The sequence below is a fragment of the Pseudomonas sp. LBUM1659 genome (genome assembly GCF_059716045.1).
Map to the genome: position 1 here is coordinate 3,131,018 of NZ_CP166797.1, position 17,677 is coordinate 3,148,694.

At 57.7% G+C, this 17,677-nt stretch carries 14 protein-coding genes; 11 read left to right on the plus strand and 3 right to left on the minus strand.

Going from position 1 to position 17,677, the window contains the following annotated elements:
• Nucleotides 1-54: 54 nt before the first annotated feature.
• The gene (locus ACA048_RS14110) at nucleotides 55-972 is read right to left on the minus strand and encodes a LysR family transcriptional regulator (RefSeq protein ID WP_497629689.1); all 918 of its coding nucleotides are present in this window, start codon (nucleotides 970-972) and stop codon (nucleotides 55-57) included.
• Nucleotides 973-1,240: 268 nt separating this feature from the next.
• Between ACA048_RS14110 and ACA048_RS14115 the strand changes: the two genes are divergently transcribed.
• The 4 genes from ACA048_RS14115 to pgm all read left to right on the plus strand — a co-directional run bounded on the left by ACA048_RS14115 (nucleotide 1,241) and on the right by pgm (nucleotide 7,510).
• Complete coding sequence (locus ACA048_RS14115) at nucleotides 1,241-2,263, plus strand: zinc-dependent alcohol dehydrogenase family protein (protein ID WP_497629690.1); 1,023 nt, start codon at nucleotides 1,241-1,243, stop codon at nucleotides 2,261-2,263.
• Between the two features lie 560 nt (nucleotides 2,264-2,823).
• Nucleotides 2,824-4,284 carry a hypothetical protein gene (locus tag ACA048_RS14120; RefSeq protein ID WP_497629691.1) on the plus strand — a complete coding sequence of 487 codons (1,461 nt, stop codon included), beginning with the start codon at nucleotides 2,824-2,826 and terminating at the stop codon, nucleotides 4,282-4,284.
• Nucleotides 4,285-4,351: 67 nt separating this feature from the next.
• Entirely contained in the window at nucleotides 4,352-5,752 is a 1,401-nt protein-coding gene (locus ACA048_RS14125; protein ID WP_497629692.1) for an aminotransferase-like domain-containing protein, read from the plus strand.
• 111 nt (nucleotides 5,753-5,863) lie between these two features.
• Nucleotides 5,864-7,510, plus strand: a complete 1,647-nt coding sequence (gene pgm, locus ACA048_RS14130) for a phosphoglucomutase (alpha-D-glucose-1,6-bisphosphate-dependent) (protein WP_497629693.1) — start codon at nucleotides 5,864-5,866, stop codon at nucleotides 7,508-7,510.
• A 149-nt stretch (nucleotides 7,511-7,659) separates the two neighbouring features.
• On the opposite strand, the gene ACA048_RS14135 is transcribed toward pgm, so the two are convergent.
• Complete coding sequence (locus ACA048_RS14135) at nucleotides 7,660-8,355, minus strand: pirin family protein (RefSeq protein ID WP_497629694.1); 696 nt, start codon at nucleotides 8,353-8,355, stop codon at nucleotides 7,660-7,662.
• 236 nt (nucleotides 8,356-8,591) lie between these two features.
• Between ACA048_RS14135 and ACA048_RS14140 the strand changes: the two genes are divergently transcribed.
• A complete protein-coding gene (locus ACA048_RS14140; protein ID WP_497629695.1) occupies nucleotides 8,592-11,063 on the plus strand; it encodes a UvrD-helicase domain-containing protein in 2,472 nt (823 codons plus the stop codon).
• 60 nt (nucleotides 11,064-11,123) lie between these two features.
• On the opposite strand, the gene ACA048_RS14145 is transcribed toward ACA048_RS14140, so the two are convergent.
• Nucleotides 11,124-11,399: a DUF1652 domain-containing protein gene (locus ACA048_RS14145; RefSeq protein WP_497629696.1), complete on the minus strand. Its 276-nt coding sequence runs from the start codon at nucleotides 11,397-11,399 to the stop codon at nucleotides 11,124-11,126.
• A gap of 240 nt (nucleotides 11,400-11,639) precedes the next feature.
• Here ACA048_RS14145 and ACA048_RS14150 point away from each other — a divergent pair, with 240 nt between their 5' ends.
• The 6 genes from ACA048_RS14150 to ACA048_RS14175 all read left to right on the plus strand — a co-directional run bounded on the left by ACA048_RS14150 (nucleotide 11,640) and on the right by ACA048_RS14175 (nucleotide 17,629).
• On the plus strand, nucleotides 11,640-12,455 hold the full coding sequence (locus ACA048_RS14150; protein WP_497629698.1) for an AraC family transcriptional regulator: 816 nt from the start codon (nucleotides 11,640-11,642) through the stop codon (nucleotides 12,453-12,455).
• 50 nt (nucleotides 12,456-12,505) lie between these two features.
• Entirely contained in the window at nucleotides 12,506-13,912 is a 1,407-nt protein-coding gene (locus ACA048_RS14155) for an NAD(P)/FAD-dependent oxidoreductase (RefSeq protein ID WP_497629700.1), read from the plus strand.
• 30 nt (nucleotides 13,913-13,942) lie between these two features.
• Nucleotides 13,943-14,284 carry a cupin domain-containing protein gene (locus ACA048_RS14160; protein WP_497629701.1) on the plus strand — a complete coding sequence of 114 codons (342 nt, stop codon included), beginning with the start codon at nucleotides 13,943-13,945 and terminating at the stop codon, nucleotides 14,282-14,284.
• A gap of 47 nt (nucleotides 14,285-14,331) precedes the next feature.
• Nucleotides 14,332-15,417, plus strand: coding sequence for a polyamine ABC transporter substrate-binding protein (locus ACA048_RS14165; protein ID WP_497629703.1), 1,086 nt, complete (start codon nucleotides 14,332-14,334; stop codon nucleotides 15,415-15,417).
• Nucleotides 15,418-15,519: 102 nt separating this feature from the next.
• Complete coding sequence (locus ACA048_RS14170; protein ID WP_497629704.1) at nucleotides 15,520-15,771, plus strand: hypothetical protein; 252 nt, start codon at nucleotides 15,520-15,522, stop codon at nucleotides 15,769-15,771.
• A gap of 400 nt (nucleotides 15,772-16,171) precedes the next feature.
• Nucleotides 16,172-17,629 carry a serralysin family metalloprotease gene (locus ACA048_RS14175; RefSeq protein WP_497629705.1) on the plus strand — a complete coding sequence of 486 codons (1,458 nt, stop codon included), beginning with the start codon at nucleotides 16,172-16,174 and terminating at the stop codon, nucleotides 17,627-17,629.
• The last annotated feature ends 48 nt before the right edge of the window (nucleotides 17,630-17,677 follow it).

Genomic DNA, 17,677 nt, shown 5'->3' on the forward strand with positions numbered 1-17,677 from the left:
TGCGACGATTCGACTTGCCGCGAAGAGGCCATCAGCCCCGACACAACGTCAGAATCAGGCCAGACTGTCCGGATCCCCAAAAAACATCTGAATCCGCGAGCGCAACCAGCGCTCACCCGGATCATTATCCTGCGACCCGCGCCAGGCCATGTGCAATTCAAAAGTACGTACCGGCAGCGGCGGATCTTCAGCCCGGACACCACCGGCCGCGGTCAGCGCGTCGGCCGTATAGTCAGGCACCGTCGCCACAATATCGGTGCCGCTCAGCAGCGAGCTCAGCCCGTTGAACTGCGGTACCGCGAGCACGACATGCCGTTTGCGCCCGAGTTTTTCCAGCTCGTCATCTATAAAGCCGCTCAGGTCACCCGCGAACGACACCAACGCATGCGGCCGGGCGCAGAAGTCATCCAGGCTCAATGGCCCGGGCACGGTGTCGGCCCGCAACAGCTTCGGCATACTGCGACGCAGCACTTTGCGTTTGGCGTTGGCCGGCAGGTCGGCGGTGTAGCTGACGCCGATGGAAATTTCACCCGAGGCCAGCAGGCTTGGCATCAGAATGTAGTTGGCGCGACGCACCACCAGCACGATTCCGGGCGACTCGGCACGCAGGCGCTTGAGTAGCATCGGCAGCAGGGCAAACTCGACATCGTCCGAAAGACCAATGCGGAACACCGCGGTGCTGGTGGCCGGATCGAATTCCGCCGCACGGCTGACGGCCGTGGAAATCGAGTCCAGCGCAGGGGAGAGCAGAGCGAAGATTTCTATCGCCCGTGCGGACGGTTCCATGCTGCGACCGGTGCGCACAAACAGCGGATCATCGAACAGCCCGCGCAGGCGTGAAAGCGCCGCACTGATGGCCGGCTGGCCGAGAAACAGTTTCTCCGCAGCGCGGGTCACGCTGCGTTCGTGCATCAATGTTTCGAAAACGATCAACAGGTTCAGGTCGACACGACGCAGGTCATTACGATTCATCTGGAGTCCTGGCAGAGTCATCAAGCTTGACGAGAGCGGCCATATAAGAACAATGGCCGGCATGAATCTTACGGGGAAAGGCTGCTACTCTGCACCGTGTAATTCAGTTTTCCCTGAAAGGCCGCTTCGATGTTCACGACATTTGATGATGTCGGCGGTGCTGCGGAATCAATGACAGGCATGTCGACTATTAATAGCCACTGATAGTCTTGGGTAGAAAGCCCGGATAGAGTTCAGGGCATTAGAGGTTACTTTGACGAGGTTTGCGATGTCCCGCACGATCCGTTTTCACAAGTTTGGTCCAGCCGAGGTGCTCAAATGCGAAGAGCATGCGGCAGCACTTCCTGCTCCGGGCGAAGTGCAGGTGCGCGTCGAGGCGATTGGCATTAGCTGGTACGACACTCTCTGGCGCCAGAATCTGGCCCCGTCCCACGCTCGCCTGCCTTCCGGCCTTGGTCAGGAAATGTCCGGCGTCGTTACGGCGCTCGGCGAGGGCGTCGATGACCTGGCAGTCGGTGACAAGGTCGCCAGCTTCCCGGCCGAAAGCCCGAACGACTATCCCGTGTACGGCGAGCAGATTGTTCTGCCGCGCTCGGCACTGACCCGCTATCCGGAGGTGCTGAGTCCGATCGAAGCGGCCGTACATTACACACCGCTGCTGATTGCCTACTTCGCTCTCAACGATCTGGCACGCGTCAAACCCGGGCAATTTGTCCTGGTGACCGACGCCAGCCATTGTGCCGGACCTTCGTTCGTGCAACTCGGCAAAGCCTTGGGCGTACGAGTGATTGCCGCCACCAAAACGGCAGATGAACGTGAGTACCTGCTATCGCTGGGTGCCGAGAAAGTGATCGTCACCGAAGAAGAAGATCTGCTCATGCGGGTCAACAAAATCACGGACAACCGCGGCGTGGATGTGGTGTTCGACGGGTTGGGTGGTCCGCAGATGTCGCTGCTCGGCGATGTGCTCGCGCCTCGTGGCAGCCTGGTGTTATACGGCCTGCAAGGCGGTAACCAGACGCCGTTTCCGGCCTGTGCAGCGTTCCAGAAGAACATTCAGTTTTTTGTGCACTGTATCGGCAACTTCACCGGCAAGCCGGAATTGGGCATCACCCAGGACCAGGTCGCACTGCAGCGTGCCTTGCGTGATATCAACCAGTTGACCGCTGACCACGTGTTACTACCGCTCAAGACTCGGGTCTTCCCGTTTTCCGAGTTTGTCGAAGCGCACCGCTACATGGACGAATGCCCATGCCGCGAGCGGGTGGCTCTACAGGTCGAGCCTGCGTAACACGCTCCAAAAAAAGTCCGTGCTTGCACGGACTTTTTCATTCTCCCTCCGAAAAAATGAGGCGTTCCGTCAATCGATGACGGGGCCGTTCAGCAACTGAACTGGTTTTTGCCCTCAATCTGTATCTTCTAATCATCATATAAGCCCCGATAATTGAATGATTACTTTCATCTCAAGGAATGAGCTATGGCCAGGTATCGGGCAGACACTTTTCAATGCGCCCCGGCAATACAAACTCAACAATTAGCGCGTTATCGAACAGTTGCCGAAAAACTTAGGGTGACTTCTTTCTTTATTTGTCGTGCTACTTGTCTGTGGGACGCTGTCGGATATTTCCTAGGATCACTCGCGTTGTCGCCAGACGCCCATTCTGTCGGGGCTGGAGGCCTGATGGCGTCAGGCGGTTTGTCGCCAGGTTCTAATCGTTTCAAATAATGACTAAAGACTAAGTGTTAGCATCTGATATCAAGCACGGCACTCTAATCATGACGGGCAACCGATTGCGCAATGCAGAGCGTTGTTTGCGTGACATCGAACCTATGAGTAACAGGTAAACAATGATGACCAATACCCATGATCAGGCAATGAACTATGTTTATCAGCAAGTATTGCAACGATTGCTGAGTTTTTTTTCGCGGGCCGAACGCACTGCATTGCAGCTGTTGATTCAGCGCGTGGTGGTCGCTGCAGGTGGCATGGAACGTATTGGCGAGTACAAGGTGCTGACGATCCAGTCGGGGACCCGCGACAGCTGCTACACCCTTGCGCTGCTGCGTGCCGCGCAATTGAGCATTGCCGGCCGGGCACCCGCGACATTCCAGCTGCGGGTGGCGACCTTGCGCTTGAGCGACGCAGCCTCGATGGCCCTTGAAAACATCCATCGCAGCTGCAGTGCGTTGTTTCTTTACGATGATCCTCGGGTTGAAGTGTTGATGGTCGATAACCGCGAGGTCCTGCCGTTCAATCACGGGGTCGGGGTCTCTGAAGCCGGCCGCGAGTCAAATCGACTCAATCTCTTGATGGTCGGTCACCGCCGAACCTTGAACGACCCTCTGGATCTGTGGGATGACGGCTACCTGGCAACGGGCGAGTTCTACGGACAAATCGCCCGCTGGGAACGGGGCGTCGATGCCTTGGTCAGTAGCGATTCACCGCGCCAGCAAAGGCAGTTTATGGAGGGATTGAACCGTGCTGCGGCAAAAGCCGGCTTCCCGATGCCTGATCAGCCTGAAACGGGCTTTGAGCAGCTCTTCACTCGGCTCGATGAACTGGGCAGCGATTGCTATCGCGAGTTTTATTCTGGCCATGAACAGCCCGCGTGGCGTCCCGCAGAAAATTTTGAGGCGTGTCGCCGCGCGACATTCATCGACATTCACGACTTGCTGGTCAGCAACCTGGAAGAGCGCTGGCCGCTGCTCACAGAGTTCCTGAAATTTCAACCTGACGGGTTGACGACTCAGGTTGGCGATAACGAATTCGTCAGCCTTTCGATTTGCGCACACCTGCGGGGGCTGCAAGCCTGCTTCGTGGAGGGGAGGATGTATGAGGCCGGCATTAGCGATTATTTGCAGCGGCTACTGGTCATGATGCGACGCAAGCAACTGCCAGAGCCTGTGTGCGACCAGGCGTTGCAGACGTACGTCAACCCGGCAACCCGGTCGGATCAACGCGAACTGGCGGCGGTCGAGGCGCAAAAAAATCTTGGCCTGAACGAAGCTCAACTGGTGTGTTTACTGTTTGCGCCCTTTGTCGACAACGGCGCGTCGCTTGAACGTTTTCTACGCCAGTGTCATCCCGGCATGCTCGTGGCGCTGCCCGAACTGCATCGGGCAATGCAGGGCAAGCCTGCGCCCGAGCAGGTATTGCAATGGATGGTCGATGTCAGCGGGTTGCCCGTCAGCCTGATCGGCGCGTTATATCGCATGGGACCGGTGGCCAGCGCCGAACCAGCGGACACGGGCCAGCAAGCAGAGCTGATGGCGATTGACGCCAAGGCGGGCGAACGGTCAACGGGACGTTGAAAGTGCCTGGCTTGATAATGCGCACTCAGCGGCACCGGGCCGAGTTCAATATGTTCGGCCATTGCCCATGAAAGGACCCCGAGAAACCGACTTCGCTTATCAGGCGGTGTACCGCTACCTGACCCACCTGATCAGCGAACCGGTCAGCGAAACGCGTGTGCGGCTCCCTTCGTTACGGCAGTTGGCGGACCGCCTGAGCGTCTCGATTTCGACCATTCAGTACGCGTATTCGTTGCTGGAAAAGGAAGGGCGCGTCTATTCGGTGGCCAAATCCGGTTATTACGCACTGCCGGTGTCGTTCATCCGGCCACCGTGCAGCGGCAATGATCTGCTGGAAACGGTCTATGTGAATGCCAGACGCCCTGGAATGCTGGTATTGAGCGCTGATGAGCCCGCACTGCTGCAACCGTTGGACAGTCCGCTGTTGCTGCTTGAGAGAGAACTGTTGCGCCAGTATCCACGCCAGCCGCAACCCACCTCTCAACCCTGTGGCGAACGGGAACTGCGCGCCGCCCTGGCGGCTCGTTATACCTCCTCTCCAGCACGCTGCTGGCACGCCGACGATGTCTACATCGGGGCTGATCTGCGTGGCGTACTGGAAATATTGATCGCGGTGCTGTGCCTCAAAGACGCCACGGTCGTGGTGGAGTCGCCGTGCGACTGGGCGATCCTGCGATTGTTCCAGGACGCCGACGTGCAGGTCATCGAGTTGTCATTGCAAGCTGATGGCGGGCTGGACCTGGATCATCTGCAGATGCTGCTGGAAACCGAACCGGTGAGGCTGGTGATGCTGTCATCCGGCCTGAACATGCCGCGCGGCAGTGTGGCGTGCGACAGCAACCGACAATCCACGGCGCAGTTGCTGGAGCGGCACGGCAGTTGGGTGTTGGAAAATGATTGTCACGGCGAACTCGAATTTGAACCCGGCCGGCCACGGTTTCGTGATTGGCTGGCCCCGGAGCGATTGATCGTGTTTTCCACGTTCGAGAAGGTCATCGGGCCTGAAGCGCCTTACGGCTACCTGCTTTCGCGGCAGTGGCGAGATGAGCTGCAGCGGCACTTTCTGCTGAGATCCTTCCGCTTATCGCCGATCCGCCAGAAGGCCATCGCGCGTCTGTACAACAATGGACGAATCGATCAGCACTTACTGGTGCTGCGCCGGCTGCTCAAGGAGCGCAAAGTGCAGATGACTCAACTGCTGGAGGAGCGACTGGCAGACGCCTTGCACTTCGTCGACCCCCTGGGAGGCGCAACAGTCTGGGTGCGCTCGTTGCGGCGGGTCGATGTGCGCGGCGTGTTCCACCGATTGCTCAAGCAGCAGGTGGTGGTGGCGCCAGGGGATTTGTTCAGTTTGCGCGGCCTGCATGGGCAACACTTGCGGCTGAGCCATACCTTCGGCGGTGAGCATGACCTTGCCGTTGCACTGGGCCTGCTGGGGGATGCCTTGCGTCTGGAGGCCACCGATTGAGCGAGGCGGTCAAACATCTTGAATCATCTTGAATCGATCCCATCGCGCTGCGGTCAAACTGCCAGTAAACTGCGTTCCAATTCCTGAACCAGTCTATTCCAGAGGTTTTGCATGACACTCAGTGCTTTTGCGGGCAAACCGGCACCGGCAGAATTGTTGGTCGACATCCCGCGACTGGTAACGGCCTATTACACCGGCCAGCCTGACGCCGCCATTTCTACCCAGCGTGTAGCCTTTGGCACGTCCGGACACCGAGGCAGTTCGTTCGACCTGAGTTTCAACGAATGGCACGTTCTGGCCATCAGCCAGGCGATCTGCCTGTACCGCGAAGCTCAGGGCATCGACGGCCCGTTGTTCGTCGGGATCGACACCCACGCACTGTCCACGCCAGCGGGTGCCAGTGCGCTGGAAGTATTGGCCGCTAACGGCGTCACCGTGATGATTGCCGAAGGTGATGAATACACACCGACCCCGGCCATTTCCCACGCGATTCTTTGCTACAACCGTGGCCGTACTTCGGGATTGGCGGACGGTATCGTTATCACGCCGTCGCACAACCCGCCGCAAAGCGGTGGCTACAAATACAACCCCACCAACGGTGGCCCGGCCGATACCCATATCACCAAGTGGATCGAGGCCAAGGCCAATGAGCTGCTGGCAGCCAAACTCGCCGGCGTCAAACGCATCAGCTACGAGCAGGCGCTGAAGGCCAGCACGACCCATCGTCACGATTACCTGAATACCTACGTGGCCGATCTGATCAACGTGATCGATTTCGATGCCATCCGCGATGCCAAGCTGCGTCTGGGTGTTGATCCGTTGGGCGGAGCAGGGGTTCGCTACTGGTCGGCGATTGCCGAGCACTACCGTCTGGACCTCGACGTGGTTAACAAGCAGGTCGATCCGACGTTCCGCTTCATGACCGTCGATTGGGACGGTCAGATCCGTATGGACCCATCGTCCACCCATGCGATGCAAGGCCTGATCGGTCTGAAAGAACGTTTTGACGTGGCCTTTGCCTGCGACCCGGATCACGACCGCCATGGCATCGTCACGCCATCCGGTGGTTTGCTGGCGCCTAACAATTACCTCGCGGTATCGATCGACTACCTGTTCCAGAACCGCCCGCAGTGGCGCGCCGATGCTGCCGTGGGCAAAACCGTGGTCAGCAGTGGCCTGATTGATCGCGTGGCCAAGCGTCTGGGCCGTCGTTTGTATGAAGTGCCGGTCGGCTTCAAATGGTTTGCTGACGGCCTGTTTGACGGCTCACTGGGCTTTGGCGGTGAAGAAAGTGCTGGCGCCTCGTTCCTGCGCAAAGACGGCGGCGTCTGGTGCACCGACAAGGATGGTTTGATCCCAGCATTGTTGGCAGCCGAAATGACCGCTCGCACTGGCCGCGATCCAAGTCAGGCCTATCGCGCGTTGACTGATGAACTCGGTGAGCCCTTCTCGGTACGCGTGGATGCCAAGGCCAACCCTGAACAGAAAGCCTTGTTGAGCAAGCTGTCGCCGGATCAGGTCACCTCGACCCAACTGGCGGGCGAAGCGATCCAGAGCATCCTCAGCCATGCGCCGGGCAATGACCAGGCGATTGGCGGCCTGAAGGTCATGACCGAAAATGGCTGGTTCGCGGCACGTCCGTCGGGCACTGAAGATATCTACAAGATCTACGCCGAAAGCTTTGTCAGTGATGACCACCTCAAGCAGTTGGTGGCCGAAGCCCAGACACTGGTGGATGGCGCCATTTCTGCGAAGTAATTGAAGTCTCCCACAAGGATTGCGCATTACCCTGTAGGAGCGGCGGTGCGACGGTTCGACTTGCCCGCGAAGGCGTCAGTACAGTCACCAAAAATCCAAAAAAGGGGCGACCGTAACGGTCGCCCCTTTTTTGTCTCCCGTTTACCGGATCAAGCCAGGTCGACCAGGACGATTTCGCTGTCCTCAATCGCGGTCACTCGCAACACCTGCTCATCGGCCACCGCAACACCGTCTCGAGCTTGCGCATGTAAGCCGTTGACTTCAATCACGCCCGTGGCCGGGACCAGGTAGGCGCGACGACCGCTATCCAAACGATACTCTGCGGATTCACCGGCCTTGAGGTTCGCCGCCACCAGGCGCGCATCGGCGCGGATTCGCAGGCTCTGATCATCGCCGGATTTACCGCTGGCCAGGGTCACGAAGCCTTCACGCTCACCTTTCGGGAACGGCTTGGCGCCCCAGGACGGTGCAAGACCGGATTCGTTCGGGATAATCCAGATCTGAAAGATCTTGGTCGCGGTCTCTTCCAGGTTGTATTCGCTGTGAGCGATGCCGGTGCCAGCGCTCATGACTTGAACGTCGCCTGCCTCGGTGCGGCCCTTGTTACCCAAGTTGTCTTCGTGAGTGATCGCACCTTCACGGACGTAGGTAATGATCTCCATGTCCCGGTGCGGGTGTTTTGGAAACCCGGTGCGGGAGGCAATCACGTCATCGTTCCACACTCGCAAATTGCCCCAGTTCATGCGCTTTGGGTCATGGTACTCGGCGAACGAAAAGTGATGATGGGCATCCAACCAGCCGTGATGGGCGCCGCCCAGGGAGCTGAAGGGTCTGAGTTCGAGCATGATCGTCTCCTGAAAGTGGGTTAATGGCGAGCATCATCTATCAGGCACACATCGATAAAAAGCGTAAAAAATGCCTCATTACAATCGAATTAGTTGATGTGAAATGCCCTCGAAATGTACTCATCCAGCCTTCACTTCATCGCATAAGCCAATGACCTCAAAGCATTTCACTAGAACTCAAGCGCAAATGCAGACACCATAGCCCTCAACCGCCTCACACCCTGGAGTCAGTCCGCGTGCCGCAACACACCCCCGATCTTCCTCCCGAACTTCGCCCCTTGGCGGAGATGCCGCTGCTCAAGCGCCTGGCCGCCCGATTTTTCGGTCATGGCTTGACCCGCCTGCGCGCGCAGCACCGTGCGTCCTGGTTGCACGGGCAGGCTGACGGCTTTCGCAGCGGTCACAGTGCGGGGTTTGAGTACGGCTTTAAGGAAGGCAAGGACGAGGGGCTGGAACAAGGCCGGCAAGTGCTGCTGATCCGTGATTCGCGCTCAACCGAGCATCGATCGCCCAACGTCGATGACAACCTGTTTGACGATTGGCGCCTGCCATTGAGCGCTGAACTGAAGAAGCGCATGAAGGCCGATGTTGCGCGGCTGCTGCCATCTCATGCCCAGCCAAGCGTTGCGCAGTGGAAGATGATCTTTAGCGACACGCCGTCGACGTCGGTGATTGCCGGGGCGGGCGCAGGCAAGTCGACCACGCTGGTGCTGCGTATCCTGTTGCTGAGCCACTATCTGGGCTTCGAACTGGATTCGATGACCGTCGTGACCTTTACCCGCGAATCGCGCAAAGACTTCATTAACAAGCTGATCGAGCTGTTCGCGGTGTGGGGCCGGCCGCTGAGCCTGAAAGAGGCGCGTGATCTGGTGCGCACCTTCCATTCGCGCATACTGCCAATGGTCCGCAGCCTGCCCGGGTTCGAGCGTCTGCAAGCGTTCGAAAACCTGAGCAACCGTGTGCAAAACGGTGAAGAGGAGCTCGACAGCAACCCGTTCGACCTGCGCATCAATGACGCTCAGCGTCAGCAGCTAAATACCTGCTACCACCAGTTGCACACACGCGATGAGCGCTTTGGCGAGTTGATCAAGCCTTTGTCCCGCCACGCTTTGCAGCTCAAGGAGCTGGAACGCGATCATCCCGATGTGCAAAAACGCGTGGCCGTGACCGAACTGGCGGCCAAGCGCGATGAAGAACTCTGTGACACCATTGAAGACCTGTGGTTTCGCGCTGGCGCCTGGCCGATCAAGGGGATTGAACCCAATCGGCACTCGTTCGATATCAATGGCTCGACGTTTCGTTGCCACGGCTACATCCCGAGCCTGGATGCCTGGGTCGTATTGGGTTTCGATCCTCGGGAGAATCCGCAGGTTTGCCGCCCGAATGCCAAGTTGACCGTCCGGGCGGAATGGGCAGTAAAGCGCACCCTATTTCAAGCTTTCTGTCGTAAGCCATTGATATGGCTAGATGGTTACGAGTCGTCAAGGCGCGTTTTGGCCTCTTTGGCAGGCGATGCCAGCGCGGGACCTGGCTTTGATTACAAGGTCAAAGGCGAACTGGCTTCTGCACCATTGCTGGACTGTTTTGTGGCGGCAGCCGGGTTTATAGAAAACCTGGGGCTGGATGTTCCGAACGCCGTTGGCCAGATGAGTTTCGCCAAGGACGACCCCGACAGGTTCTTCTTCGAGGCGTTGAGCCTGTTCTGGCGAGCGCTGGAAGATCATCTGCTGGATCAAAAACCGCCGGTGATGACCTACAACCGAATGTTTGCCTTGTTCAGCGAGCATTCCCCGGAAAACCTGAAACTGCTCAGCGATGAACTGCTGCGACCACTGTCGCACCTGATGATCGACGAATTTCAGGACGTATCGCCACAGATCGTTTCCTGGATTCGCGCCAGTCTCGCCGAGATCCGCAGTCGAGGCCCGGCAATGCATGTCGGGCGGGGGGCGCAACGTTCGTCTCTGCTTTGCGTGGGCGATGACTGGCAGTCCATTTATGGCTGGCGCGGCAGTTCGCCGACGTATTTCATGGAGTTCAACAAAGAGTTCCCGTCGCCGAGCACCACCAAAGTCATGCTCAGCGATAACTATCGCAGTCATCAACACATCATCGACGCCGCCGAACATATCGTTCGCGCAGCGCCGGCCATCGCGGGCAAGAAAGCCAAAGCCAGCGGCGAGCCTAAGGCGCTGTTGCCGGTAAACGTTCTGGATCGGGACGATCAAGGCATGGCCCAGCGCCTGATGGAGCATTACCGGAAGGGTGATTCGATCTTAATGCTTTATCGAAAAAGCAGCGATAAGTTATTGATTGAACAGCATATTCAACCTGTTGTTAATGTTGATTCGAGCTTGCCGTATGAAAGTCGCCGGCTTAAACAGTTGACCTATCACAGCGCCAAAGGCTTGCAGGCCGACGCGGTGTTTTTGCTGGGTGATTGCCAGCATCTGACCAGTTCCCCCTACAAAAACCAGGTTTACCGTATGGCGGGACTTGGCAAGGCCGGTGACAGTGATCCGTATGACAGCGCACAAAAAGACGAAATCCTGCGACTGGCTTACGTCGGTATCACCCGGGCAGTGAGCCATTGCTACTGGTATGTCGAGGGGCAGGACACGGCTGCGAATATGCCCAAGGCGTCAGACCGGATCGGCAAGGGGAAAGCGTTTTTTGCTGATCATCGTGTCAGTCAAAAACTGGTGTGAGCCTGAATCGTCTCCCAATAAAAAGCCCACGAAAAGTGGGCTTTTTTGGGGGTTCGGCCTTCAGGCATAGCTTTTGAGGGCCATTGGTGGAACAAATGCCTCAAGTTCATCCTCGACCGCTTCAATGATTCGTTCGACATCCGCCGCATTCATGACCGTTGCGCAAGGTATACCGGCAATGGCGATCATGGTCTCGCCACTGGCACGATCAAACAACCGGGCGATCATGCTGCCCGGCGCGTCCATGCTCGCCTCAAATCCCATGGGATGAAAATGCCAGCGCATCAGCTGGCAGGCGTTTGGAAACGTAACTTTGCTGAAAGACCCTTGATTCATATATAGCCCGCCTTCTTCATCGAGCGCTTCCTTTAGCTCATGTTAGGAGGGAAGAGCCTTCAATGGCTCAACCGGTGACTGACTTTAAAAGTAGCACTCGAATGTGAAATCTATGTGATTTTTTTTCGGCCGTTGGGCGGTTTGTCGAGTTCTGTTGATGCAGCTCAACTGGCCAATCTTTCAGTCATTGAATGCCATGCAGAACTTCGGCAAGCTCGGCGTTTTCCCGTTGAGACCTTTATGCACCCCGATGATGATGGGCCGCAGCAAACCCGGGCTACGGGCGAGACGGTCATGCGCTACCACTTGTGCTGGAAGCACCGTGACCTGGACGGCGTCATGGTGCTTTATCACCCTGACATCCAGTACCACGATTTTTTCCAGAACCGCGTGATGGGGCTCGACGATCTGCGCGAGTACGTGCGCGTCAGCATGCCTCGCAACCCGGATGAAGCGCTGGAACACTCGGACCGGATTCGCCTGGACGGCAACACAGCATTTATTCAGTACCGGATGACGTTGCGGGGCGGTGAGGGGCTGGTGTCCTTTCATACCAGCGAGGCGATCACAGTCCGTGACGGGTTGATCTGGCGGGTCAACGAGTACGCCACGCTGGTCCACGAGCAGCCGTCCAGCACAGCGACCAAAACACTGCGTCCGGCCGTCAGCCGACTCGGTCTGTCCCCGCGTCAGTTGAGTTTCATGGCCGATGACTTGCAACAGTATTTCCAGCGCCAGCAACCCTATCTGGACCCCGAACTCGATCTGCAACGGGTGGCGAAGGAGTGTGGCTACAGCCGCAACCAGATTTCCTACCTGTTGAATCAAGTGCTGGGCCAGAGTTTCTATCGCTACGTGAACCAGGCGCGCCTGCAACATTTGCTCGGCTCACTGGACACTGCCACACCGCCGGTACGCATCGACGAACTGGCGTTTGCCGCCGGCTTCAATTCGTTGTCGGCGTTTTACACCTGTTTTCGCCAGCACACCGGTCTGTCGCCCAAGGCGTACACCAAACAAATTTCCTTGCGTGCACGCGCGCAAGACAGGCCCTGAGCCCACGCACTAGGATCGACGCCATCGAAGTTTGAGTGGCGGAGTCTTGCATGTCGGCGTGGCGCACTATCAGTTTATGGATGGATCAACTCGAGGAGCCATTATTGGCCCGTCCGGCACTGGAGCACGACCTGGACGTCGACGTGGCCATTATTGGCGCCGGTTATACCGGACTGTGGACCGCGTATTACCTCAAGCGCCTGGCGCCGGGCCTGGACATCGCCATCGTCGAAGCGCAAACCGCCGGTTTTGGTGCCTCAGGCCGTAACGGCGGCTGGTTGATGGGCAATATCCTGGGTGAAGACCGGCTTCTCGCCGGGCTGTCCCCGGAACAACGCCGCGCCTCATTCGACCTGCTGCACAGCATTCCTGATGAAGTCGAAGTCGTCCTCGAATGTGAAGGCATCGCCTGCGATTATCGCAAGGGCGGGGTGCTTTACTGCGCCGCACGCTATCCCGAGCAGGAAGCCAGCCTGCGTCACTATCTGGACGGCCTCTACCGCCAGGGCCTGACCGAAAGTGATTACCGCTGGCTCAGCCCTGAGCAACTGGCGCAACAGATCAGAGTGGCGAAGCCTTATGGCGGTATCTATGCACCGCACGTTGCGACCATCCACCCGGCAAAGTTGGTGCGAGGTTTAGCACGGGCGGTGGAGAAAATGGGGGTCAACATCTATGAAAACAGCGCCGTCACGCAGTGGCAGTCGGGGAGCTTGCGCACCGCCAGGGCGGCGGTTCGCAGTCGCTGGATTGTCCCGGCGGTAGAAGGTTACGCGACGACGTTGCCGCCGCTGGGTCGCTATCAAATGCCGGTGCAAAGCCTGATCGTTGCCACCGAGCCACTGTCCGCTGCGACCTGGGACGAAATCGGCCTGAGTCGCGGCCAGGCCTTCAGCGAGAGCAGCCGTCAGGTGACCTACGGCCAGCGCACCGCCGACAACCGCCTGGTGTTCGGGGCGCGGGGCGGCTACCAGTTTGCCGGTAAGTTACGCCATGACTTCGACCTGACAACCAGTGAAGTGGAGTTACGACGCTACCTGTTCGGCGAACTCTTCCCGCAATTGAAAAATGTGCGGATTACCCACGCCTGGGGCGGCAACCTCGGTATGTCGCGGCGTTTCAAACCGCACATGCTCTGTGATCACGCCAGCGGCATCGCCTTGTCCGGCGGTTATGGCGGGGAGGGCGTCGGCGCCAGCAATCTGGGCGGTAGAACCCTCGCCGACCTGATTCTTGAACGCGATACCGAGTTGGTGCGCCAGCCATGGGTCATGCGGCAGGGCGGGCTCGACACGCTCAAGGCCTGGGAGCCGGAACCCTGCCGCTGGCTCGGTTACAACGCGATCATCCGCAGCTTCGTCCACGAAGACCAGACCCTGGCCAACCCGGCTACCGCCCCCTGGCGCCGCAAGCTGGCCAGCGGGGTCGCGGGGTTCATGGAAGGATTCATGCAGTAAACAGCGCTTTCTCGATCGACAGGTACGCCCATGAGCATCACGCAATTCAAGAACACCGCCACTCTGAAACTTGAAGAATCCAACCCGGTCGCGGTGCCACTGGGAACGCCCGTGGCAGTGGCCTCGACCACCAGCGTCGAACGCGACGATGGTGTCGAAACCGGTGTCTGGGAATGCACTCCCGGACGCTGGCGCCGACAGATCGTGGCCCAGGAGTTTTGTCACTTCATCCAGGGCCGTTGCACCTTCACCCCGGACGACGGTGAACCCCTCTACATAGAAGCCGGCGATGCATTGATGTTGCCAGCCAACAGTGTCGGCATCTGGGATATCCAGGAAACCGTGCGCAAGACCTACGTTTTGATTTTTTGATCTTCTGATTGCCTGCCAATAACAAAAACCCCTACAGGAATCGCCTCATGATCCGAAAGACACTGACACTGGCGCCACTTGCACTCGTCGCGACCCTCAGCCAGGCGGCCGAGACGGTCAAAATCTATAACTGGTCCGACTACATCGCCCCTGACACCACGAAAAACTTCCAGAAAGAAACCGGTATTGCCTTTACCTACGACGTCTACGACAGCAACGAAACCCTCGACGGCAAGTTGATGACCGGTAAATCCGGGTACGACGTAGTGTTCCCGTCCAACCATTTCATGGCGCGACAGATTGAAGGTGGCGCACTGAAGAAACTCGATAAAAATCAGTTGCCGAACTGGAAGAACCTCAACCCGGTGTTGCTCACGGCGTTGCAGACCAACGATCCGGGCAACGAGCATGGCTTTCCGTACCTGTGGGGCAGCACGGGTATCGGTTACAACATCGCCAAGGTCAAGGCCGTATTGGGTGACAACGCGCCCGTGGATTCCTGGGATCTGATCTTCAAACCCGAGAACATGGAAAAGCTGCAAAAGTGCGGTGTTGCCATCCTCGACAACGGCCCGGAACTCTTGCCCGCCGCTCTGAACTACCTGGGCCTGCCGCCTCACAGTAAAAACCCGGAAGACTATAAGAAGGCAGAAGCGCTGCTGCTGAAAGTCCGTCCGTACGTGAGCTATTTCCATTCGTCCAAGTACACCAGCGACCTGGCCAACGGCGACATCTGCGTGGCAGTCGGCTTCTCCGGCGACATCCTGCAAGCCGAGAATCGCGCCAAGGAAGCCAACAACGGCGTCGACATCGGCTACGCCATTCCCAAGGAAGGTGCCGCCATCTGGTTCGACATGGTCGCCATGCCCGCCGACGCGCCGGACGAGAAGGCCGGTTACGCCTTCATGAACTACCTGCTGCGGCCGGACGTCATGGCCAGCGTCAGCAACTACGTGCACTACGCCAACGGTAACGAACAGGCTGACAGCCTGATCGACCCGACGATCAAAAACGACACCAAGGTTTATCCGAGCCCCGAGATGATGGGCAAGCTGTTCGCACTGGAGGCGATGCCGCTGAACATTGACCGGGTCCGTACGCGGGTGTGGAACAAGATTCGAACGGGGAGTTAATCGCCCTTCATTGGCCCATACCTGTAATTTCTGACAGTAGATGCCTGCCGAAGCAGCTCATAGAGTGAACTCGCAGGCATGGAGCCTGCAGGAGAGAGCTCAATGAAAAAGTCTGCATTCAAAACTTTTGTCGAAAAAGAAATTAACACCGCCGCCGCGAAAATCACCGAGAAAGGCACCACATCCGATGAAATAGCTTTAGGGCGGTTGTTTGTGTTGCTTAGCCTTCGTCGAACGCTGGACAACAAGTCGACACCCGAAGACGTCGGAATTTGGGGCGCTCTCAACGATCTGCTCCAGCAGCTGAGGGTGCTCGATAGCAAGGAGACAATTTTCTCTGGAGTTGAACCTTAGCGGCAGATTTTCCTTACGGTGGCGGGAAGCCAAGCTTCCTCGTTTCTGCTATTTATACTCACGCTTAATTGATATCAATGCACTGGCACTGTTGATAATAAGTCCAAAAAAATGAGACGCACTAGACAAAAAACAACCTTGTTGTATTTAATATTTAAATGACTAATCGTCATACAATTTGCGCAAACTCACCGCGACAAAACAAACTTTCGATAGCGCAGGCATTATTTCCGGGCATTTGCTGGGCTTGCACAATTTGACGTCAAAAAAACGCTAGACGTTTGATTTCAGATTGTGTCAGTTTTCTTTCGCCTTCATTGGGCGAGTGATAGGACGATCTCGCCAGAGATCGTCGTTATCTGACAAAAACTGTTCCATAGCTAAACAAGGAAGTGTGTTTATGTCGAAAGTAAAAAACAATGCTATTGATCTAGCCGAACAGGCCATAACCCCCTTGCAAGCATTGGCTGCACACAGTTCTGCGTATAACCAGATCGACAGCTTCAGCCATCAGTATGACCGCGGTGGCAATCTCACGGTCAATGGCAAACCCTCCTTTTCCGTCGACCAGGCAGCCACCCAATTGCTGCGCGACGGTGCTGCCTACCAGGACAAGGACGGCAGCGGAAAAATCGAACTGACCTACACGTTCCTGGCCTCGGCGTCATCGAGCACCATGAACAAGCACGGGATTACCGGCTTTAGTCAGTTCAGTACGCAGCAAAAAGCCCAGGCGGTGCTCGCCATGCAATCCTGGGCCGATGTCGCCAATGTCACCTTTGCCGAGAAGGCCAGGGGCGGCGACGCGCACATGACCTTCGGCAACTACAGCGGTGGCCAGGATGGCGCGGCGGCATTTGCCTATTTGCCAGGCACCGGTGCGGGTTACGACGGCACTTCCTGGTACCTGACCAACAGCAGCTACACGCCTAACAAGACGCCGGACCTGAACAATTACGGTCGTCAAACGCTGACCCACGAGATCGGTCACTCGTTGGGCCTGGCCCACCCCGGCGACTACAACGCTGGCGAGGGGGCCCCGACTTACAACGACGCCACCTACGGGCAGGATACCCGCGGTTACAGCGTCATGAGCTACTGGAGTGAAAGCAATACCAGCCAGAACTTCAGCAAGGGCGGTGTCGAAGCGTATTCGTCCGGCCCGCTGATGGACGACATTGCAGCCATCCAGAAACTCTACGGTGCCAATACCACCACCCGTACCGGTGACACCACGTACGGCTTTAACTCCAACGCCGGTCGCGACTTCCTGAGCGCGTCTTCGTCGTCGGACAAGGTCGTGTTTTCAGTGTGGGATGCAGGCGGCAAAGATACCCTGGACTTCTCCGGCTTCACCCAAAACCAGAAAATCAATCTCAATGAAGCCTCGTTCTCTGACGTTGGCGGCCTGGTGGGCAACGTTTCCATTGCCAAGGGTGCAATCATCGAGAACGCGACCGGCGGTTCGGGCAACGATCTGCTGATCGGCAATGCCATTGCCAACGAACTGAAGGGCGGTGCCGGCAACGACATCCTCTTCGGTGCACGCGGCGCGGACAAGTTGTGGGGTGGTGCCGGTTCGGACACGTTTGTGTTCGCTGCCAGCAGCGACTCCAGGCCAGGTGTCGCCGACCAGGTCCTCGACTTTGTCAGCGGCCTGGACAAGATCGACCTGACCGGCATCACCCAAGGCGCAGGCCTGCACTTTGTAAATGCGTTCACCGGTACGGCAGGTGATGCCGTATTGACCACCTCGGGCGGTAACAGCCTGTTGTCGGTGGACTTCTCCGGGCACGGCGTGGCTGATTTCCTGGTCAACACCGTTGGGCAGGCGGCGTTTTCGGACATTGCAGCCTGATGTAAGGCGATAAGGAGGGTGGCGCCGATGCGCTGCCCTCTGTGGCTG